This is a genomic window from Bradyrhizobium sp. U531, assembly GCF_051710265.1.
Lineage (GTDB): Bacteria > Pseudomonadota > Alphaproteobacteria > Rhizobiales > Xanthobacteraceae > Bradyrhizobium.
Window position 1 is genome coordinate 446310 of the sequence record NZ_JASVEN010000006.1, and the last position, 22424, is coordinate 468733.

The window sequence follows — 22424 nt, forward strand, 5'->3', positions numbered from 1 at the left end:
AAACTCGCCATGTCACCAGCGCCCATTGCGCACGCCTCAAATGCCAAATCGCGCATTGGCGCCATCTTACGTGCCACGAGCGGCAACTTCCTCGAGCAGTTCGACTTCTTCTTGTTCGGGTTCTACGCCAGTGCCATCGGAAACGCGTTCTTTCCATCAGGAAGCGAAACCGCTTCACTGCTTAACACCTTCGGTGTGTTCTGGCTGGGTGCCTTGATGCGACCTGTTGGTGCGATCGTGCTTGGAGCCTATATTGACCAGATTGGCCGTCGGCAAGGCCTGATCATCACGCTTTCGATCATGGCCATTGGCACCATCATCATCGCCTTTTGTCCGGGCTATGCGACGATCGGCATTGCCGCACCTGCGATCGTGCTGTTCGGACGGCTGTTGCAGGGCTTTTCTGCCGGCGTTGAGGTTGGTGGTGTTTCCGTTTACCTCTCCGAGATTGCCACTCCGGGCAACCGCGGCTTTTACACATCTTTCCAGTCCTCGAGCCAGCAGGTTGCGATCTTTGTCGCGGCTCTTATCGGATATTTTTTGAGCGAAGCACTTCCGGCCGAAATGGTTGCCGCTTGGGGCTGGCGGATCCCGTTCTTCCTTGGCTGCTTGATCGTACCGCTTATCTTCTTCCTGCGCCGGACGCTGGAGGAAACTCCGGAGTTTCTGGTCATGAAGAACCACCCAACGGCCCGCGAGGTCTTTGCCTCCACACTTGCGAACTGGCGCATCGTCATTCTCGGCATGATGATCGCGATGCTGACGACCACGACATTCTATTTCGTGACGGTGTACACGCCTACGTTCGGCAGGCACGTATTGCAGTTGTCCTCGCAGAACACGCTCTTGGTGACGCTTTTGGTCGCGGTGACGAACTTCATGTGGAACCCAATTGGCGGCGCGATTTCCGACAGAATCGGCCGGAAACCGGTCCTGCTGACCATTGCCGGCCTAGCCTTGGTGACTGCATATCCAGCGTTGTCTTGGCTTGTAACGGACCCAAGCTTTGGCAAGATGCTGATCGTGGAGATGATGTTCTCGTTTTACTTTGGCACCTATAGCGGCGCCATGTTGGGCGCTCTGGTCGAAATCGTGCCGAAGCACATTCGCACAACTTGCTTTTCTTTGGCGTTCGCACTCGCCGCGGCTCTGTTTGGCACGTTTACGCCGCTTGCATCGACTTGGCTGATCGACCGGACAGATGACAAGGCGTCGCCCGGTTTCTGGTTGATGTTTGCGGCTTTGCTCGGCATTATCGCCGCGCTCACGATTTATCCAGGAAACACCAAGAGAGTTGCGAAAGCCGTTGCGACCCGAGCGGCCTAACCCGGCGGTAAGCGCGCAATTTACCACGCGTTAGCACGCGCGCCCGCGGGACGTTGGGGGCCCAAGGCTGAACTGAAGTTGGTGCGCGACTATCCCTGCGTTGATTTTCACGATGGTGCGCGGCCGTTCTGCCGATCACGGTTCTTCCTATGTGATCTGGGGGGTATAGGGACGAGCTGGCGGTGATGTTGACCGGGAAAGGCTGAGCTTATCAGCCAACCTCGATTCCGTCCGGTGGTCGGACGGTGCGCTGCCCGCACTTGCAGTCGCGTGAAACACGGCGGATTTCCCGCGAGGACCGGCATCCCTCGCGCGAGCTCCACGCTCTAATATTCTGTGCGGCCGCCACAAAAGTCGAAGGCGCACATCGTCGGGTGCGTGAATTCCCCAGCGGACTGGTCGTCTCGCAGGTAGCGACAAACGTTAGCGTAGCGGGCCGTCTTGTATCCTGGTCCGATACCGACCTCTCGGCGCTCGGATACGCAGGTTGAAGGCTCACCTTCTTGTCGCATCTGACGGGGAGTGGTCGAGAAGTTTGGTCGTGCCTGTACAACGAGCGATGGGCCAATGCGTAACCAGACCCAGGCTGTTGCTCGCTGCGCTCGATCAGCCGTGACTTCACGCACCGCGAGCTTGCGCAGCTGAGGCGAGCTGTGCGAGCTCCGTTTCGAGCATAGGGTTGCGCTTGAACATAGCGTCGATCAATGCTTGGGCCGGCTGCTCGGCCGCCTCCACCCACGTCGCCTTCTCCGCTCGCGCGGAGGGCGCGAACACACGCTTGACCACGGTCGGCGATCCCCTCAGACCGCAATTGGCCATGTCATCCACGCCAGCACTTTGGGCGCTCCATTTTACGATTGTGGTGCGGGCGGCACGCAACGCATCTATCATTGCGCCGCGGCGAATTTGATTTGTTGCCTCTAACATGCTGACGAGACACGGCAGCTTGGAACCCAACACCTGGACGCCCCCTTCGCAGCGCCGTTCGGCCTCGATGGTCCGTAGCTTGAGGTCCAACGCTTTGATCGTGGAAACATAAGTGAGCTGCTGGACCCCGAGCCGCCTTGCAATGCCAGGTCCCACCTGCGCCGTATCGCCGTCGATCGTCTGCTTGCCGGTGAATATGACGTCCGGTGGGCCATATTCCTTGCCGATGTTGCGAATCGCGCTCGCCAACGCGTAACTCGTCGCCAGCGTATCCGAGCCCGCGAAGCTACGGTCGGTGAGCAGGACAGCGCGATCGGCACCAAATGTCAGTGCCTTTCGGAGAGATTCTTCGGCCGACGGCGGTCCCATTGTCAGGACGGTGACTTCGCCGCCGAATTGATCTCTTAGCTCGAGCGCAGCTTCCAATGCGAAGAGATCATAGGGGTTGATGATTGTCGGCACGCCCTGGCGCATGATCGTATTCGTAACAGGGTGCACGCGGATTTGCGCGGAGTCGGGGACTTGTTTGATGCAGACGATGCTGTGCATGTACTTCTCCTAAGATGCCGAGCCGACTCCCGACGCAGCAAATGTCATACCATCCAAGGCATTTCGCCAACGAGGAATGAATGCAGGCTGACGACGAGCCGGTTGTCGCAACTGCGATGGTTTACGCACCGGCGTGATCTCAAGCTGATCGGAGTCAGGGGCGGCAACGGAGCCGCAGCGATCACGCGCCGCTTCGACGCCAAAGCCATTTTCAGGTCGCGTACGTTGCAAACAGACGATGACAAGACTGGCCGAAGCGAAGACGCCCTACGCGTCGCCGGCGAGTAAATCCCAACCCAAGGCACAACGCTAGCATCCCCGTCATGCATCCGAGCTGGCGACCGCCTCTTTTCCACGCTCTCCTATGCCAGTCGACCGAGCGAGAGAGAGAGAGAGGAGCGAGCTCGACGCTTGGCTCAGAAGCGTTTGATCTCGATGCCGTGTCTTCGCAAGGCGTAGCCAATCTGGCGCGGGGTCAGTCCAAGCAGGCGCGCCGCCTTCGCCTGTACCCACCCGGATCTTTCCATGGCTGCGATGACGCGCTCGCGATCGGTGACTTTCGCGGCACCTACCACGGGGCGCCCAGGCGGCCCTAGCGGCGTCAGCTCGCTGCTCACCGGCCGAACGGGTGTCGCGGCTTCCGTTGCCGGCATGCTCAGCCTCGCGGGCGGTGCGATTGTCGGGCTCGGCTGTCGCGCCACTTCCGCCGGTCCACCCTTCCATAGCAAGGCCGACAGGCATTGCCCATGGCAGCACGCAAAATCATCTCTTACGATCGACGATCCTAGCGCTAGCGTCGCGGTCCGCTGCACGCAGTTTTCGAGCTCACGGACGTTGCCGGGAAATCCGCAATTCATGAGGACCTCAATCGCACTTGAATCGAATACCAGGGCACGGCCGTTCTCATCGTTGAAGTTCTTCAAAAAACGAGCGGCGAGAAGCGGAATATCAGTGCGTCTTTCGCGCAGCGGCGGCAATAGCAGAGGAACCACGCTGATGCGGTAATAGAGATCGGCACGAAACTCGTTCCTGGCCACCGCCTCTTCAAGATTCTTGTTCGTGGCCGCAATCACGCGGACGTCGACTTTGATCGTCTGATTGCCGCCCACCCGCTCGAATTCCTGCTCCTGAAGCACGCGCAGGAGCTTCGCCTGGAACGAGCCCGAGATCTCTCCAATCTCATCCAGAAACAACGTTCCCTTGTCGGCGATCTCGAAGCGCCCCTTGCGCGCGTTGAATGCGCCCGTAAACGCCCCCTTCTCGTGTCCGAACAATTCGGATTCCAGCACCGTCTCTGTGAGGGCTGCGCAATTCAGCTTGATAAAGGGGCGTTTGGCGCGCGCTGAACGCTCGTGAATAGCCTTCGCGACCAGCTCTTTGCCGGTACCCGATTCGCCACGCAACAAAACCGTGCTATTTGATTTTGAGATCACCTCGATCTTGTCAAGTAGCGCGCGCAGCGCCGGGCTGTCGCCGATAATTCCCTCGACTTGGACCTTCTTACGGTCCCGCCCATGAGGCTTGAGCTCGGAAAGTTGCTTCTGCAGCCGAAACTCCTCGTCCATAAGACGTCCGCGATCGCGCACAAACGAGCAATGCAGCTTCGTCGTCTGGCCCAGCAGGCTGGCGACCATCGTCAGAAGACCGAGGTCGTCCTCGAGCTGCGCACGCGTTCCATTGTCCGCGATGCGGTCGATGCTCAGCGTACCCACAACTTTGCCGTCAACATCTATGGGAACGCCGATGAACGCAACACGCGTATGACCGCCGGCATTTAGCATATCGATCTCCGAAGAACTGAAGGCCGAATGCAGCGCTACATTCTCCACGACGAGCGGCTGCCCCGACGCGACGATTTGATCGATTGCTCCTTGCGGCAAGCGCACCCGGCAGCGCGCATCGCGGTCTTCGCTCCTGCCGTCCTCTACGATGATCTCCGGCCCGCCGTCATGCTCGAACAGACATACGATGCCGCGCCGCATCCGCACGAGCGATCCCAGGCGCTCGATGACGCTCGCCAGCTTAGCCTCGAGCCGACATAGGCCAGTGAGCGTGTGCGCTATTTGAACAATCGTGCTTAGCGATTTCTCTTGGGACCGCACAATACAAGCGGAAGCGTCCGCGTCGGAGGTTGAGTTTGGCTTTTCGCGCAGGGAAATGCTGTCTAGCATGACGACTTCTCCGTTCCTTTCTCGATCCTCCCCATCGGACTTGTTGGATTCGTGTTGCATGCCCGATCTGACATCCAGTTCTCAGGGCGGGACGAGAGATTACCCCTCTTCATGGCACGTCGGCAGCACTTAGAGTAACTCGCTTTGCCGCCTTGTTTTCCAACTCGCTGCGCGGATTCACCCCGGCCAACATGACTTCCATCGAAGACGCTCAGAACAGCCGGGGCTCTTTAGGGGCTGATTGAATTATAAGTGTTGCCCGCCATTGATCGGCACTTCGGCGCCGGTGACATAACTTGCCGCATCTGAACATAGGAAGAAAATGACCTTGGCGACCTCTTCGGGTGTACCCACTCGGCGGAGTGGGATCTTTGGCACAAGATGCGCTTCCGTGTCAGGCGACAAAATGTCCGTCTTGATTTCGCCGGGCGCGATCGCATTGACGCGAATGCCATGCGCGGCGTAATCGTGGGCCATTTCGCGCGTGAGACAAGCGAGCGCAGCTTTCGAAGTCGCATATGCCGAGCCAGCAAATGGATGCACCCGCGAGCCGGCGATCGACGTCACGTTGACGATCGAGCCTGACGCCCTTTTCAATTCGTCGAACAGGCCTTGAGCGAGTAGGATCGGTGCCACCAGATTGAGGTGGAACACGCTCATCCAAGTGTCGACTGAGGTCGCCAGCGATGTCAGCCTGGTACCGTTTGCCGCTTTTGGTGAGTTGCCGGCATTGTTTACCAGTCCGTGCAACGGTGCGCCAGCAAGGCGCTCCTTGATCTCGGCAATCACGCGCGGCAGCATCCGATGATCGCCCAGGTCGACTTCGATATAGCTGTCGCCCTCTGAGTCTGATGGGCGACGCGCCGCGTCCAATGGTTGGCGCGCGCAAGAAATGATGCGCCAACCGGCTTTCAAAAACAATTTTCCGGTGGCGCGACCGATACCGCGCGATGCCCCGGTCAATACCAGCGTCTTTCGCTCACGCAGCGGACGGCCCGCTCGATCGGCGTGAATTGGACCGCTAGGGTCCGTTTCCGACGATTGAGGTACGACCGCTTTGTCATCTGGTAGATCTAGATTCACACGCGGCTCCCTTCCGCTCCCATCGGCTGTGCACCTGGTGCAGGATCCGGGCCAAAGCGGCGCAGGGCATAAGGGGCGCACTTGTGCGACAAATGGCAGGTTCTGAACATCTGGCCTGTTTGCTTTTCGACAACAGCAACGCCGCGTCAAGCGCCCCGGGCGCGTTGACTGGGTCGCACTCCAGGGGTGGTCTGTGGCTCATTCGAATTGGCGGAGATAGTTTAGCTGCCTTGTGCGGAGATCAGGATCGATGGCCAGTTCGTTCAATTTCCTCGGTTGGACGCGCCGCCGCAGATGCGGCTCTGGTTCGACATCGATGGGCTGGGGCTCGTGCCGTTGATCAGCTGCGGTCGAAAGTATTTCGCAACCAGCGCATGAACAAGGCCGTCGTCCAGAAGACGAGCTGACCGCGAAGGGATTAACGCAGAAACGGCGATACGTCTATCTGACGCGCGTCCTTGCTGCTGGGACATTCTGACGTGACCGTCTGCTACGTCAGATTCCTCGGCGGCCCGGGCCACCATTACCGTGCTCTTCACCGCGTGGCCACCGATGGCGGTTTCGGCCCGGCGATGCCGGGACCCTAACCTTTTCTCCGGCCAGTCGACTTACACGTCGCGGTCCGACGTATCCCGGGACAAGGCCGCCGAGCTCGCCGGCATTGGCCTACGCTTCGCCGGGCATTCGCTGTACCACTGCATCCCGGCAGTGCGTCGGTCAGCCCTCAGCTGCGGACGTTGCGAAACCCGATGCTGTGGAAGCCACCAGTATCAGGCCGACGATCTAGGCGACGATTGCTCAGGTTCAGATTCGCGGCACCTCATGAAGCCGCGAAATGCTCGTATGGATTATCGACCAGGATCAACTGCTCCGGATTGCTCAGATCGAATTCAATAATGCGTGGCACGAGCAGACGGGCATAGCGCGTAAAGGCGCTGGTGGGGGGAAAGCGGATCACGGTGGCGCATCGCGCAAGCAGATACATGTCGATGAGCGCGGAAGCTCCACCTTCAGTTCCCATTTCCGCACTATGCAACGGCCCTGCCAGATCGGCCTGGAACCGTTTTGGTACGGCGAAGATATCGGGAAACAGACCCGATATGTGATCGAGCACCTGTGCGCTATCCGTGCACAGGAAGATCTTAATAGGCTTTGGATATGGCAAAGCCATGGCTTTACGGATTGCCATGCAGACCTGACGAAGAGCGAGCTCCGAATCGGCCCAGTACGGAGCATGCCCCATGATATCTTCGCCATTGCCGTGCCGAACATGAACGCCGATGATACTATGGCCGCTAAAGTGTTGCTCATACAAGTCCTCGATCCGCGCTCGAATCTCAGACCTGAGTTTGATGTTTCGGAAGATCAGTCGTTCGGCTTCCTCACCACAACGCCACATCAGGCAAGCGTCACAGACAATGGTGTTGGCCTCGTTATCGTCTCCTGCTTGGAACAGCTCAGTCAGTTCGTCACGTTCTCGGAAGATCTGCTCGTCCGGACGATTGATACAGTCGATCGATGGCCTATTCCACCACGGCGGGAAGAACGGGCCGGGAAGCGAGAGCTGGTTGAGCCTGTCATCGCAAATCACCGGCACGCCAGCGATCTCCTCAACCGGCTCGAAGAACACCGGAAAGGCATTGCTGAACGGTTGGTCGACATAACAGGAACCGCGCCAGTCAATAACGAGCGTTCGCCCGGTCCGCTGCGCGTACGACCAGGCTGATGCCAACGACCAGAGGCAATCACCAAAGCCGGTGCGCCTCCGAGAAACAACAAAGCGTTCCTTCGTCACGTTATCAAACCCTTCTCGTTGCGCGAGTGTGGCGCACCAACTCATCCGCGATGCCGATCTACGCCGGGCGCTGGTCACCTGGACGCAAGTCACCCAACCCGCAAACTCATCCTGCACGGCACTGCGATTGGCAGGTCATGCTAGAGGTGTCACATTAGGCACCTTTTACGACGGCCCAGTCTGTGACGGATGCAGCCGAATACGACGCTGATCCCACAGCCCGCGCAGTTCGTTCAGGAGAGCTTCGCGCCTGGTCCTGTCAGAGGTGACCCTGGCGAGAAGATCGGCCAGAACAGCTTCCTTCTCGATTTGCATCAGCATGTCGAATAGGTCATGCGAGACGCGTACGCTGTCATGGCTGGAGTGACCCATGCGGATCTCGCAGATTGTCTCCTGGCGGTCTCGGCCCGCATGAGCGCGAACCCGGTAAAGAGATACATGGGGCGGCAGTGATACAGCGAGTGCGGTCCAATTTTCGAGCGTTGTTGCCCGCTTTTTGATGAGGAATGACCCGACCACAAGGCCATCCAGCTCGGTCGACAAAAACGCCGTAATCGCATCGGCAACGGAATCTACGATCGGTTCGGCATTGTTGTTGAACGACGTATTAAGCAGAATCGGGACGCCCGTTCGAGCTTTGAACGCGCTGATAAGTTCCCAATAGGCGGCATTGCTCGTGCGGGACACCGTTTGCAGCCGAGCCGTACCATCGATATGCGTGATCGCGCCCAGCAATGCACGCATGGATTCGCGCACGCGCACGACGAAATTCATGAAGGGATATTCTGCGCGACCATCCGGCAATTCAAAGAACGCGCCCGCATCCTCCTCGAGAACCGATGGCGCGAACGGTCGATAACTCTCGCGCTTCTTGACCATCGCATTGATCCGGTCCTTGTTTGCCGCGGGCCTGGGGTCCGCAAGAATGCTGCGGTTGCCGAGCGCACGAGGGCCGAACTCGGACCGGCCCTGTACCCACCCGATCACAGCGCCATCAGCGATCCACTCGGCTGCTCTAGCTGCGACGTCAGCGGTCCGTTCAATCTCGAGGTGTCCGGCCCATCCCTTCAGTTCCTGTTCAATGCTGTCGTCGCTGCCGACATCGGGCCCCCAATAAACCGCCTGTAGTCGCTCGCGGGGCGGAGCCTGCCCGGCCTCGTTCGATACCATCATCGCCGCACCCAATGCGCATCCGGCATCATGCGAGGCCGGCTGCACAAAAATCTCTTCGAACAGCCCTGAGTACAGCAGTTTTCCGTTTAGCGTGCAGTTGTGGGCTACCCCGCCAGCCAGGCACAACCGTTTCATTCCGGTCTGCTCACGATAATGCCGAAGAATGTGAAAGACGATCCGCTCCAGCGCCTCCTGCAATGAAGCGCTCACATCTCGGTGTTGTTGCGTGAACGGCATTCCCTTTCGCCGGACCTCGATATTGCGCAGCAATGCCGGGCCGATACGGTCGAGGTGAACGCGGTAGGCACCGTTGGGGGAGAGCTCATAAAATTGGGAGAAAAGCTCGCGATAGCGAGCGGGATCTCCATAAGGAGCCAATCCCATGACCTTATATTCGTCGAACAGGCCGTAGCCGAGGTATCGGATCGTTTCCAGATAGAACAGTCCGAGAGAGTTGGTCTCTGGAAACGTCATGAGCTCGGTCATTTCGGTGCCCGACCCCACCGCCAACAGACCCGAGAGGAAGTCGCCACAGCCGTCGATCGCGAGAACCAGGCTTTCTTCAAAACCGGACATTGCCAAAGCGCTTACGGCATGGGCCTGATGATGGCCTACGAATGACACCCGCGAAGGGTCAACTTGGGTACCGAACTCTGCCGCGAGAAGGTGCCGCAACAGGAGATTCGCATCCAGCGGAATTGAGATCTCAGGTTGTGAGATGAACAACCGTTCGAGCATCGAATTGCAGTAGGCTTCAGTCGCGTAGAACGCAATACGATCGACGTCGCGAAGCTCCACACCCGCGGCTGCTAGACAGTATTCAATCGCACTGCTCGGGAGCTTGTTCGAATGTTTGATGCGGTTGAGGCGCTCCTCTTCAACGGCGGCGATCACGCGACCGTCCTTGACGAGCACCGCGGCGCCGTCGTGCAGAAACGTGTTCGGTAGTTGCAGCGGGTTTTCATAGACCCTGTCAAGCCCGCCACTCAATCCTAGACACAGCATCTTGTTCTCCGTTCATTTTGAGAGGCCTGTTGGCCTATTTCATCTCGCTTGCTTGGCGAGTAGGCTGCACGTCGCCGCGGGGCCGCAGGCATCGCCAACGAAACGAGGCTCGTATAAGCGTCGGCCGCGAACCGAAAGTTCGTTACGTTCGTGTCTGATCTCGCACGCGCGACGCTTCGCTTTAGGTCTTGTTCCTCTCACCGCATCAGGCGTTGCCGAAGCAGCGCAGCTGAGACGATGAAGGGAATGGCTGCGTAGATGCACAGTGTGCCCACATGCAAACCGACGCTGTCGACCGGCCGACCGAGCATTGCTGGACGAATGAGATCGACCGAATGTGTCAGGGGCAACAAAGCCGCGATGCGTTGAAATGAACCTGGCAGCTGGTTGATTGGGAAGATCGCCCCGCTCAAATACATCATGGGCGTGAGGATAAGGGACTGGTAGAAGATGAAATAGTCGTGGCTCGGTGCAAGAGCGGAAACGACCATTGCGAGGCTCGCGAAAGCAACGCCAGTGAGGGCGATGGCTGGTAACGCATAGGGAATGGACGACCACTCTGCATACCCCAGCGCGACGGCAACAATCGTGATCGCGGTCCCGGCGAGCAAGGCCTTGCTTGCTGCCCATGCCACTTCACCTAGAACAATGTCGCCGAGCGTGAGAGGCGTACAGAGCACCGCCTCCCACGTGCAACCTGTCTGCATGCGAGCGTAAGCCCCATAGATGGTTTCAAAGGTTGAGGAGACCATTGCGCTTGTGGCGACCATGCCAGCCGCCAGAAACGCAATGTATGAAGTTCCCTCAACGCCACCTACGATCATTCCGAGGCCAAAGCCAAGACCGAACAGAGAGCTCATCGGCTCGGCCAGATTCCCAAGAATCGATGCCAGAGCGACTTTCCGCCAGACCAGAAAGTTGCGGCGCCATACCGCGATCCAGTTCCATGGATTAGCAGGGAGCGCGGGCGCAAAACGTTGCCACATCGTTCAGTCCTTCATCTCTCGCCCGGTTAGCCGCAAGAAGACATCCTCCAGATTTGGAGGTCGCTGCAGAAGACGGAGATCCGGACGGTTGGCAAGCCGGCGACGCACCTGCTCGGGATCCGCGGCATAGCAAAACAGCGTCTCCCCGCTCACCTCAGCGTGCTGCACTTGGGTTCTGACCAGCGGCAGCAACTCATGCGGGTTACCACCGTAAATCTCGATCACCTGACACCCGATCTGCTGCTCGATCAGAGCATGAGGCTGCCCTTCGGCGATCTTGCCGCCGTGCTCAAGCACGCACAGGCGGTCGCACAATCGCTCCGCCTCTTCCATGAAATGGGTGGTGAGAAGAATCGTTTTGCCGCGCGCTAATAGCCAGCGCAAGCGTTCCCAGATGAGGTGCCGGCCGTGCGGATCGAGGCCAGTCGTCGGCTCGTCAAGCACCAAGAGCTGCGGGTCGTTAATGAGGGCACGTGCCAGCGTCAGTCGCCGCTTCATGCCGCCGGACAGTTCGGCGACGCGCGCGTCCGCCTTGTTCTCCAAGCGAGCGAATTCGAGCAGTGACGGCGTCACCGCTTTGACCTCGGTCGCGCTCATGCCGAAGTAGCGACCGAATACGAGCAAGTTTTCGCGCACGGTGAGCTGAAGATCGAGGTTATCGAACTGTGGGACAACCCCGATGCCCCGACGCGCCAACGGCGCACGTGCCGGCACCGGCTCGCCAAGCACGTAGATCTTACCTGCGTCGGGCGATGCAACACCGAGGATCAATCGCGCAAGCGTGCTTTTACCCGCGCCGTTTGGTCCCAGCAGACCGAAGCACTCTCCTGGCGAGACCGTAAACGAAAGAGCGTCCACGACGGTCCGGTCCTTGTAGGACTTACTCACCTCGAAAAGGTCGATTGCCGGGCTTGACATTTGCTTACGCGATCGCGACGGACGTTGTTCGCACCGCGTCCTTGGTCGCGTGCTTTTTCGTCCAAAGCAGGCCGTCACACCACACGTGATCGACGCGTCCCCACTGGCACGCGGCGGCAGCATCCGGGAAAAAGCCGCGTCCATGCAGATTGGCGCTGGTATTGCAAAGCAGCGGAATGGCTGTGAGCTTTTCGTACGCGATGAGAAGCTCGACCACTTTATGCTGAGATGTTCTGGAAACCGTCTGTAGGCGAGCAGATCCATCGAGATGCACGACGGCGGGAATTTTGTCCCGCCATTCCGGTCGCGTCTGGTGATCGAACAGCATGTACGGATCGGGTATTCCGGGGCTAAAAATCTCCGCCGCACGATCCTCCAGGCATATCGGCGCTACCGGCCTGAAATGCTCTCGAAGCTTGACGTCGTTGAGATGGTCTTTCATTCCCTCCCAGCTCGCAGCCGCGAGAATGCTTCTGCCACCCAACGCACGTGGTCCGAGCTCGGCACGCCCGGCAAGGAAGATCACGGGCTTGTCACTCGCGAGGATTGCCGCAAGTTCGCCCATAGTGCAGGGCGCGCCGTCCCATCCGGGCGGGACTTCGCTGGGACGAACGGCCGGTCCACTGTAGACCGTCCATTCCAGAGCTCTAAAGCCTTGCTGTGCCGCCAGTGCAGAGCAAGCAGCACCGATCGCTGAGCCGCTGTCGTTCGGAAAGGGCGGCACCCACACGTGGTCGAACAGACCGGTCGCACGAAATGCACTATTCCACTTGATATTCAGGCCACAGCCGCCGGCTATGCAGAGGTTACGCCCCCCCGCAAGATCCGAATGTCGCTGCACAACATCAGCAATTGTGCGAACCAGCAGGCGCTCTAGAAAAACGTGAAATGACGCAAGGATGTCTTCGGCCTGCTTGGCCTTCAATCGCAGTGCGCACGCATCGAAGAAGTCGTGCAGAGCTTCAAGTGGTGATAGTGAGCTGTTGATCTGTGCAAGCTTATGACAAGCGCCCTCAGCATCCGTGGCAAAGTGCGCGTGATAAAGCTCCTGAAACGTCGCAATAATCTCCTCGTCGGGAGCTCCCAGTGCGATATAGGCCATCAGCTTGCCGGCGATGCCGAGATCCCAGCTGGTCCGGTCCGCCCGCCTGTAAGGTCCAAAGTGATGTCCTGCCGTCGCATAGGCGTGGCCTATCATCGGAAACAGGCACTCGATGAACCGAATCCCGTGCGGCTCGACATAGTAGAGGCGCGGAAACATGCAGCCGTCCCACACCAAGCAGAAAGCAGATTGTGCGGATTTGGCAAACGAGCTGGTGCAGTATGCGGATGCTACGTGCCCGGTGACATGCGGATAGCTTTGATAGGGATACAGTTTCCCATCAAGCATAAGGCCGATGCGATCGCGGGATGCGAGAGGGCTATCGCCTTGGCGTTCGATATACGGCGCGCCCTTGAGCTTGACGGTCGTCGTCCCACTAAGAACTTCAAACTGGGATTCGAACTCTCCATCCCAACCATCAATGACGAACTGATCGACATCGCTCGGATCGAGCCCGTGCTCCGCCAAGGCGCTAACAACGGAATCCAGGTTGTCGATGGTTTGATAACGCGGATTATTGTTCAGCTTCTCCTGCTCGACGCAGAACACCACTCGCCCGTCCTCAATCAGAGCGACGGCCCCATCATGCGTCAACTTGATACCGCAGATACGCATAGTGGCTCCTCTCAGCCTTGGCCGTTGGGTGGGATCGAAGATGGCTCCGGATTCCGAAAGCGGACCAAAAGGCAGTCTTCGTCAGCCGACTGCCCCTGGCACTGCACGCGTTCGACCTCAATGAGCGCTTCAGTCAAAATCGTGATGACCGTCTCGGCGCCAGCGACATGCCCCCATCGCTTGCAGGTCGCATCACGTGCAGATCCGAAGACCAGATGACCACCCGGAGCAAGCATCTTGACCATGTTGTCGGCTGCAGTACGCATTTGTGTCATGTCTTCGAGATAATAGAGAACTTCGGCGACCACGATCAGATCGAACCGCTCTGCGGCCGAGAACTGCAGAATGTCAGTCGCCGCCCAGCTGATATGCGACCACCTCTTGGTCCGCTGGACCGCTCGACCGATCGCTCGCGGCATAACATCGATGACCGTGAGCCGTTTGCAGTGAGGAGCAAGCTTCTCTGTAAACGCACCGGCCGCGCACCCGATTTCGAGGCCATTTGAGACGGCGCTGTTCGACAGCGACAGCCGCAGCAATTGGGTGTGACGCTCACGTTCGAACGGATTATCGTCGAGCCGCCACGGATCCTCATTAGACAGCTCCCGTTCCAACGATTGATATGTCTGATGCACGTTCACGACCTAATCTCCTACAAGCTGCTCACTCAGTCTCGGCCGCAATGCCATCCGGCGCGATCAGCTGTGATGGAGCGCGCGAAAGACCTGCCCTGCGAATTGCGCCAGGCATTTCCAATCCGGGGTTAAGGCTTGGTCCAGTTGTCGCGTCTTCGGTCGAGGCCTTCGATTCATCAACGTCTGGTGATTTCGCTATTTTGCGCGAGAGCCAATCGCTGTTGCTCAAGGTACAGAGCGCATAGGCTTTCATCGGGAGCAGGAGGAAGATGTTGATCGGGGTGTGCAGCGAGAAGCCGAGAAATCGAAGCTCGCCGGCGCGCAGGGCTGCCACGCTGCATCGAATCATGGTCATCGCGACGATGGTCAGACCGGTCCACCAGGGCACGGAGCCCGTGAGCGCGAGCTGAGCGAGCGCGGCAATCGATGAGATGGCGAGCAGCAGCGGGCCGAGGTTCTGTCCAACCACGTCCAGCGTGAGGTAGCGGTCGAGGCCGGGCAGCAGGTGCAAACCGAGCAGGGTGTCGCGGTAGGTGCTGCGCGCCCAGCGGAGCTGTTGGCGCAGATACGGCAAGAGCGTGTCCGGGACCACCGTGGCGGCGATGGCGTCCGGAACGTACTCCGTTCGGAACCCTGCCTTGAGCATGAGGATGGTCAGATGACGGTCCTCACCGAAGTCGCTGGGTTTTCCCCGGAAGAACTGCGTCTCGTATTGCTCGAGCAGCAACAGCAGCGCGGAGCGCCGGTACATGGCGCACGGCCCACAGCAGCACATGACGGCACCAAACCGCGTCTGCGCGGCGCGCTCCTCGTTGCAAGCCAACCAGTACTCCATGTCGATCAATCGGGTCAGCCAGCTGTCGTTTCGGTTGCTGGCCTTCAATTGGCCCATGGCCGCGCCGACGGCTGGATCCTGCATCTTGCGCACGAGCTTGCTGACCACGTCGCTGTCGATTTCCGTGTCGGAGTCGACGTTAAGCACGAGATCGCCGAATGAGCGGCGAATCGCTGCGATCTGCGCCTTGCGTTTTCCAACATTGCTTGGCAGCAGAATGATGGTGAATCTCGGGTCATACGCGTAGCTCGCGTGGACCGCGGCCACTGCGCCGACATTTGCAGAGCCGTCGTCGACCACGTAGACCTGCAATCGCCCTGGGTAATCCTGACTTGCGATAGACTTCAGGCAGGCCGCCAGCGTGCGCGGGTCCTCGTTGAAGCAGGGCACGATGACATCGACGCTAGGCAGAGCATCGGCGTCGACCGGGTCGTACGGCGGCAGTGGAGCGTCGCTTCGCAGCGCATAAAGCGCCTGCGCGCTCTTGTGGACGCTGGAGAGCAACGCGTAGGAGGCAACAGCAGCGGTGCTGATGGTGGCAAGCAGGCTCATGGGAATCGATCTATTCAGTGAGGTTGAGGAAGCGACCGGATTGCAAATCCACGGTCATGCAGTGCTGGAATGAGTTGGGCGAGCGCCGTCACGGTCTGGTCGCGCCGACCAGCATGAGGGCAGCGTCCCAACTCGTCGGGAGGGCAGCCGTCGTGCAGGAGCACGATTGCGCCTGGCCTGACCGAGGCCAACACTGCGGCAATAATCGCCTCGACGCCGGGACGAGCCCAATCTTGCGGATCGACTGACCAGTGCAGGGCTGCCAGTTCGGCCTTCGCCGACGCGGCGAAGACCTCCTTGCTCCAGATTCCGTACGGCGCACGCATGTGCCGCACAGAGGCTCCGGGGCAGGCCATTCCGATGACCTTGTTCGTCGTGAGGATCTCGTATTCCACCTCATCCAGCATGCATTTGGCCAATTCCGGGTGCGTCATTGTGTGGTTTGCGACCTCGTGCCCTTCTGCAATCATGCGCTGGATCAGCTGCGGCTGGCCCGCCGCGTATGCACCGATCACGCAGAAGGTGGCGGGCGTCCGATGCTGCGCCAGCACATCCAGGATAGCCGGCGTGCAAAGCGGGTTGGGACCATCATCAAAGCTCAGATAGACGCAAGGCTCTCCGCCGGCCTCGGCGTAGTCGCGCCGCGCTTCAGTCGCATCGTTTGTGGACCTCACAGTTCTGGCCCGTTCCGTTCGATCGTGTCACCCGCCGGCCATTCGCTCATGGGTCTCGCAATCGGCAGAACGAGGCCGACCACGTCTTCCACACGCGTCGGAGGCACAGTGAGGTAGATGTCCGGACGAGCGGACCGGACGCGAAGCCCTGGCAGAACAGTCGCCAATCCCTGTCGCCCGAGCAGCCTGGTAATATGTTTCTGCAGGGCAGCTCGGACCGTGCCAAAGCCGAACGGCACGCCAAGATCTCGCAATACGGGATACATCACTCGGATCGAGTGGGTTATTCCAAGCCCCTCCAGATCCGGGCGAACCCCGTACAATCCGAGTTCAGCCACGAGCAGATCGGTCTGGCCAATTTTTATGAAGCGGCGTAGTGCCGCGATGTGAATCGCAATGCCACGATCATCGTAGCCGATTGCCCGAATTTCAGGCCTTGCGCCGGCCCAGCTTCGATGACCTTCAAAGGGCTTTGCATTGAATTCCCCGGTCGGACCATAGGTCTTCCGGAAGAAGTCGGATAATTCAATATGGTCAGCAAGTTCAAGGTCATTCTCCCAGCACAACCTCCAACGGACTGGAGGGCGCGCCGAAACACCTCGGGTGGATTCGGGCACGATCATGTTCATAGGGCGTCATTCCTGTTCGCTATCTGGCTCCTGACGCAGGCCAGCAGTTCGCTACCTTCGAAAGGCTTGCTCATGAACTGGAGTCCAGGGCCTCGCCTCACATCGTGTTCGGAATGGCCTGTGAGCAGAACGGTGGGAATCGCGCCTCCGGATGCAACCAGATGATCGAAGAGCTCGAGGCCACTCATCGCGCTCGAGTGCATGTCCGCGATCAAGCACGACGTGATCGAACGGCGGTCTGATTTCGAGAACCCCTCTGCGCTCTCGAATGGTTCAGGCACGTAACCTGCGGAAAACACCATATCCGTCAGATCTTCACGCACTGATTGATCTGCATTCACAATCGCGACCCCATCGCGCGTGTGCGCAACTTTCATCAGATTCGCCAAGGACGCCTTCGCTTGCATGTTCCGCACGATTTCACCGTCGCAAGGACGCAATCCAATCGGATGCGACCAAGGCACATTTGGCACCCGCAACCGGAGGGGTGCGACCGGACGGCAATCTACGGCCAGGTTGAGGGTTCGCTCAATTCTACGGCGGTACACGGTGGATATAGAATGGGTTGGCGAAGCCATACGATGGTTTGCTCGTCGTATACGCCCACTCAACTTTGCGGATTCCGATCGTGCTAGCTCACGGCGATATGGCTTGCGCAACACGCGCGAAACTGCGACCCCACGATCGAGACGTCTTGATTGATACCTAGCGCGGGGCTGAGACGCGCAACGATTTCTAACCATTCTGATGGATCTGACATCTCGCTAAACTATCGTTTGCTATCCTCATTCGGTACAAATGGTAAAATCGATTATATCGATAGAACACATTCACAGCGTGGATCGCTCCGGATTATGCGTTTCAAGGGCCTTGATCTGAATCTCCTCGTCGCGTTCGACGCCCTGGTGACGCAAGGCAATCTCACTACGGCGGCAAGAAGCATCAATCTCAGTCAACCTGCCATGAGTGCCGCCGTCGCGCGGCTTCGCACTTACTTTCGCGATGAGCTATTCACCATGAAAGGACGGAAGCTTGTCCCAACGCCGCGGGCTGAAGCGCTCGCAGCCCCGATTCGCGAGGCTCTCGCTCACATTCAGCACTCCATTATTTCTCCAGACGGCTTCGATCCGTCTCAATCGAATCGGCGATTTAGAATCATCCTGTCCGACTTCATGACCGTCGTGTTTCTTCGAGGGGTCGTGGACCGCGTCGCGCGGGAAGCACCAACAATCAGTTTCGAGTTGCTGCCGCCCGCAGAGGAACCTGATGAGCTTCTCCGGCGCGGTGAAGTCGATTTTCTCATGTATCCGCAGATGTTCATGTCGAGCGCGCATCCGAAGGCGGCTCTGTTCGAGGACACTTTCGTCTGCGTGGGCTGCCCCATGAACAAGCAGCTAGCATCGCGTCTCACGTTCGAGAAATACATCTCGATCGGGCACGTGGAAGCCCAGTTCGGGCGCTCCCTGAGGCCCTCCTTCCACGAATGGCTCTTGCTCGAGCATGGTTTCAAGATACGCACCGAGGTCGCGGTGCAGGGTTTTGGTATGATCCCGCCTATGTTATTGGGCACCAATCGTATAGCGAGCATGCCCTCAAGATTGGTCAGCCATTTCGCATCCACGATGCCGCTGAGGGTCGTCGAACCTCCGCTGCGACTTCTCACATTCACAGAGGCCGTCCAATGGCCCGCCATCCATAATACTGATCCTGCAAGCATGTGGTTGCGCAACATATTCATGCAGCAGGCATCCACGATGGTCTCTCCGTCCGAGATCAGCCATTGTCACGGCCCGTCCTAGGACTGTTCGGGCCGGTTGCGGCCTGCTCCCGCTAACCGGACTTACGCCAGGCCCGAACCCCTCGGTCCTCTGATTGACGTGTGGCATAGTGAAAAAAAGCGGAGTTAAGCGTAGTTTGGTCGGATCGCAGCCGATTGACTCGCGGTGCAGTGACGATCCTGCGCATCACACAGCTCGCTTGGCGGCTAAGGACTTTCCGCTGGTTCGGAGGGGACCGCATCACAGGTGCATGCGCCAGCTTCAGAGTACGCAAAAAATATGTGGCCTGTCCGGCGAACAATGTTCGGCTTCAGCACCAACCCGCTTGAATCGCACGCCGCGTCAGGTTCAAGGCCAGCACCTGCGATCGAGGTTGCACGCTTCACCTGGTAGCGAACCCGCATCGTTGTTTGCCTGAACTGGTGCATCTCATTGCCTTCAACAGCGATGGAGTTAGTCCCGAAGCGCTCCACTAGATACAAATGGCTGATGACCGGCAGGGGCGCTTCGTTCGCGTCGAATCAACATGAAAGCTGAACGCAAACGCCGCCCACGATCGGCCCCCCCCCCAAAGCCAACCGTCAGCTCGCGCAAACCCGCATGGGCAGGGAAGACTGCGTGTCTTTGCACAATGTCACAATGGAAATTCGGAACACTTCCTCTCTCGACGGTGCTTATCTTCCTCTCGATGCGCGCGATGCCGCGTGATCGAGTGCAACTGCAAGCTTGCAGACCGCAGGATCAACCCGGATCAAGTGACATCAGCTGGCGGCACTTATCCGGCTGCGCGCGTGTTGCGGTGAGGAGTGTTCATGATGAGAGGACCGCAACTGTGCCAAGGTGCGGCCGCGTAAGCGCTCGCCGCTCCCACTCGCCAAGCCTGCTCCTCCTCCAGCTTTCGATCATTTCGGCCGACATCCCCAGCCAAATCGGATGATCAGTGCCGGGTCCTTCTTTCCGATGTCGCGACAATCGCGTTTTTCGAAGATCGCGGCGTGACTCACACCGCGCCACCGCCGTCCATCTCGAGCTGCTGCCTCGCACCGCTGGCCCCGCAGGGCTCCTTTGCTGCGGCAAGATGATTTGCCTATCTTACCCGAAGCATCGATGTCCAGCGCGCATGCGAAAGCGATACTGTTAGAGGCTGGAATTGAGTGAGTGAGCGGCCGGACGAGCAAGCCAATACCGCGACAGCTCGCCGTCGAGCCTTATGTTCGATGGGATCCTTACGGCGAATCCGCCAGACGCTGCCCCCCCGATCTGGGGAGTCGCTTTGACTTGAGCACGGTCTTAAGACGCGCATTAAACTCCTCCACCAAGCTACAGCATCTCTGCTTTGCTATTGCGGACCCGTATAGCGAGGCTACCAAAGGCTTGCCAAGTGATTCTGCAAAGGCAGTGTCGCTAGGGATCCTTGCACTTCGGGGGGATTACATCTGCCGAGGGCCGTCCGATGTACTGCGCTCCGACACCGAGCCGGCGCACGCCTAAACACGCAAGTTATTGCTGTATTAGTTATGCCAAGGCTTTCCCCGGGCGTGAGCGCGCGGCACCTGGGGCGGCCGTAGACGCGTTTTGAGTGCCGCCACATGCAAGGGATATGGCACGATTGTTCGAGACCCGGTCCTTAAATTGGGAGCAACGTTTTGCCAGGCGCTTCAGATGCGCCTGCGTTGAGATGATGTCTTCAGGACTGGTCTTGAGCTCCGCCTTCCCTCATTCTCCCGACGTTTACGGCGGCGGACCTGCGTCGTTGAAGAGCAGCCATCATCTTCCGGCACTCAAAAGCTGGGAGCAATCGCGCGAGCGACGCCTTCGAGCCCACAGTGCCAACACAACAGGGCTAGCCGACGGTCGAAAAAGCTGTTAGGCGCCGAGCCGGCCGCCGCGCCGCGCCGCGCACGTGATCGCGCGACTGATCTACGATAATCAACCCAATCAACCGCACCGCGCGCCTAGGTGATTGACGTCACAGCAAGGATTGCGACTGAAAAAGAGCCATCTGGTCAGATCAGTGCTGTGTCTGGGCTTCCCGTTTCGGGAGGCCGTGTCTCAGCGGGTTGCCACGCACATGCTTTCGCTTCTCCCGATGATCAGGCAGCAAATAGCCACCGCTGCTGCAGGATCGAGGAGATATTGTACAGTTTCGGTTAGTGCGCTCTTGGGCAAAAGGGAAGCAAACGCCGTGTTGCACAACGGCACCAGGTTGACGCACCCGTCACATTCTTTCGCACACGTCGCCGCTCCGTCTCCTTTTTGCCCCACCACAGCCAAACGGCTTCGTCACGTGCGGCGCGAGTGCAATCATCAAGGGAGCTTTCTGTTGGATAAGCCGAGCGGAGTCTACGATCCGGATGATCTCGCGAGCTTGGGAAGGCTGTTCGATCAAGCAATCGCGTCTTTGCCGGCATGCATGCGAACCAGCGAGAATCGCGTGGCGATCGCCAGACTTGTCATGCAACGCGCAGCGAGGGATGAATTGGCGTCGCTCGCGCACTTGATGCTTGCACTTGACTCGGCCGCTTGAGCAACGGCATGCGCTCGGTCCTTCTGGGGCCCGCAGCAAGAGACGCATCATCTAGATCATTGAAATAACTTGATTCTCACGTGACGTCAGGTTGTAGGCTTGCAAATTGAGGATCATGACAAACGCGATACAACGACGGCGCCGATGGCGCATTGGAGAACTTGCAGAGGCGACCGGTGTAACCGTACGCACTCTGCATCATTACGAACATACCGGGTTATTGACGGTGTCGGAACGTACCTGTGGCGGTCACCGCATGTACGATCGGGAAAGCCTACAACGCGTCTCCCAGATTCGCGCTCTACGTGAGCTCGGCTTCTCGCTTCCTGAGATCCGCAAGGCCATCGAAGGGCGCACATCTCTCACAGACCTGTTGCGAAACCATCTGGAGCGGATTGAGCTTCAAGTCGCGCGGGCGACATTATTACGGGATCGATTGCGCACTATGACGACGCAAGGTGAGACAGAAGTCAGTGTCGACGAGCTGCCGGCCACACTAGATGCCATGTCGCGGATTGAGGAGCGTACCCCCTCTGCCATCTGCACGTGCGCCTCTAACGCTAGCCGCGAAGATCGGTGGCGAAAGATTCGGGACGAGCTGCGAAGCTGCATGGACCAGGGTGAGCCTCCGTGCTGCGAGCGGGCAAATGCAATCGCCCGACAGGCCCGTTCGCTGCTGACTGAGATCGCAGGAGTTGATTCGACTGTCTCGATGATACTTAAGGTGCTGACGCGATTGACCGAACCACACAATCTCGCCGGCTGGGATGCGAGCCTCATGCGATACCTCGATCTCGCCCTCGCCGCGCTGGAGGACCAGCTGGGAAAGAATTGAGCGCACCCGTTGCGACGCCCTCCCACTGGAATGTCGCCAAACCCAATGAGCTCATGGTGATCCTTGTCTGAGCCAGGATCGTTTGGTCCCTAGCAGTTCGCCTCCAAAGCTGCGTTGTCCCACTATTTGGAGTTTCGCTCTGCGGATCTTTGGCAATCAACCTCGACGAGCACGCTTCAAAGTACTTGATTCGTACGTAGCGTCACATTGTACCTTCTAAAAGCATCGACGCAGCAGCGGGGCGACGGACAGAGCGTCGGCTAAATTAAGGGAGACTCCGATGATCGGCACCACTTACGGACGTTCTCG

At 58.8% G+C, this 22424-nt stretch carries 16 protein-coding genes; 3 read left to right on the top strand and 13 right to left on the bottom strand.

Going from position 1 to position 22424, the window contains the following annotated elements; all coding sequences use genetic code 11:
- Positions 1 to 9 precede the first annotated feature (9 nt).
- Positions 10 to 1326 (top strand): MFS transporter, encoded by a 1317-nt coding sequence (locus tag QRQ56_RS27170; protein WP_438744228.1) that lies wholly within the window; start codon positions 10 to 12, stop codon positions 1324 to 1326.
- A gap of 618 nt (positions 1327 to 1944) precedes the next feature.
- On the opposite strand, the gene QRQ56_RS27175 is transcribed toward QRQ56_RS27170, so the two are convergent.
- The 13 genes from QRQ56_RS27175 to QRQ56_RS27235 form a co-directional block, all read right to left on the bottom strand.
- A complete protein-coding gene (locus QRQ56_RS27175; protein ID WP_438744230.1) occupies positions 1945 to 2802 on the bottom strand; it encodes an electron transfer flavoprotein subunit beta/FixA family protein in 858 nt (285 codons plus the stop codon).
- Positions 2803 to 3218: 416 nt separating this feature from the next.
- A complete protein-coding gene (gene nifA, locus QRQ56_RS27180; RefSeq protein ID WP_438744232.1) occupies positions 3219 to 4973 on the bottom strand; it encodes a nif-specific transcriptional activator NifA in 1755 nt (584 codons plus the stop codon).
- 246 nt (positions 4974 to 5219) lie between these two features.
- Positions 5220 to 6056, bottom strand: a complete 837-nt coding sequence (locus tag QRQ56_RS27185; RefSeq protein WP_198959219.1) for an SDR family oxidoreductase — start codon at positions 6054 to 6056, stop codon at positions 5220 to 5222.
- Positions 6057 to 6876: 820 nt separating this feature from the next.
- Entirely contained in the window at positions 6877 to 7896 is a 1020-nt protein-coding gene (locus QRQ56_RS27190) for a nodulation protein NodZ (RefSeq protein WP_438744288.1), read from the bottom strand.
- 120 nt (positions 7897 to 8016) lie between these two features.
- Positions 8017 to 10029 (bottom strand): carbamoyltransferase family protein, encoded by a 2013-nt coding sequence (locus tag QRQ56_RS27195; protein ID WP_438744234.1) that lies wholly within the window; start codon positions 10027 to 10029, stop codon positions 8017 to 8019.
- Positions 10030 to 10226: 197 nt separating this feature from the next.
- Positions 10227 to 11015, bottom strand: coding sequence for an ABC transporter permease (locus QRQ56_RS27200; protein ID WP_438744235.1), 789 nt, complete (start codon positions 11013 to 11015; stop codon positions 10227 to 10229).
- Between the two features lie 3 nt (positions 11016 to 11018).
- On the bottom strand, positions 11019 to 11933 hold the full coding sequence (gene nodI, locus QRQ56_RS27205; RefSeq protein ID WP_231189077.1) for a nodulation factor ABC transporter ATP-binding protein NodI: 915 nt from the start codon (positions 11931 to 11933) through the stop codon (positions 11019 to 11021).
- 4 nt (positions 11934 to 11937) lie between these two features.
- Positions 11938 to 13650 (bottom strand): nodulation protein NodU, encoded by a 1713-nt coding sequence (nodU, locus tag QRQ56_RS27210; protein ID WP_438744236.1) that lies wholly within the window; start codon positions 13648 to 13650, stop codon positions 11938 to 11940.
- An 11-nt stretch (positions 13651 to 13661) separates the two neighbouring features.
- Positions 13662 to 14291, bottom strand: coding sequence for a nodulation methyltransferase NodS (gene nodS, locus QRQ56_RS27215; RefSeq protein ID WP_438744237.1), 630 nt, complete (start codon positions 14289 to 14291; stop codon positions 13662 to 13664).
- A gap of 22 nt (positions 14292 to 14313) precedes the next feature.
- The gene (gene nodC, locus QRQ56_RS27220) at positions 14314 to 15672 is read right to left on the bottom strand and encodes a chitooligosaccharide synthase NodC (RefSeq protein ID WP_317245128.1); all 1359 of its coding nucleotides are present in this window, start codon (positions 15670 to 15672) and stop codon (positions 14314 to 14316) included.
- Positions 15673 to 15686: 14 nt separating this feature from the next.
- Positions 15687 to 16346: a chitooligosaccharide deacetylase NodB gene (nodB, locus tag QRQ56_RS27225; protein ID WP_438744238.1), complete on the bottom strand. Its 660-nt coding sequence runs from the start codon at positions 16344 to 16346 to the stop codon at positions 15687 to 15689.
- Complete coding sequence (locus QRQ56_RS27230) at positions 16343 to 16975, bottom strand: NodA family N-acyltransferase (RefSeq protein WP_085348247.1); 633 nt, start codon at positions 16973 to 16975, stop codon at positions 16343 to 16345. The genes nodB and QRQ56_RS27230 overlap by 4 nt, the downstream gene beginning before the upstream one ends.
- A complete protein-coding gene (locus QRQ56_RS27235) occupies positions 16972 to 17352 on the bottom strand; it encodes a response regulator transcription factor (RefSeq protein ID WP_438744239.1) in 381 nt (126 codons plus the stop codon). The genes QRQ56_RS27230 and QRQ56_RS27235 overlap by 4 nt, the downstream gene beginning before the upstream one ends.
- A gap of 477 nt (positions 17353 to 17829) precedes the next feature.
- Between QRQ56_RS27235 and QRQ56_RS27240 the strand changes: the two genes are divergently transcribed.
- On the top strand, positions 17830 to 18774 hold the full coding sequence (locus tag QRQ56_RS27240; RefSeq protein WP_438744241.1) for a LysR family transcriptional regulator: 945 nt from the start codon (positions 17830 to 17832) through the stop codon (positions 18772 to 18774).
- Between the two features lie 2621 nt (positions 18775 to 21395).
- Positions 21396 to 22115 (top strand): MerR family transcriptional regulator, encoded by a 720-nt coding sequence (locus tag QRQ56_RS27245; protein ID WP_438744242.1) that lies wholly within the window; start codon positions 21396 to 21398, stop codon positions 22113 to 22115.
- Positions 22116 to 22424 lie beyond the last annotated feature (309 nt).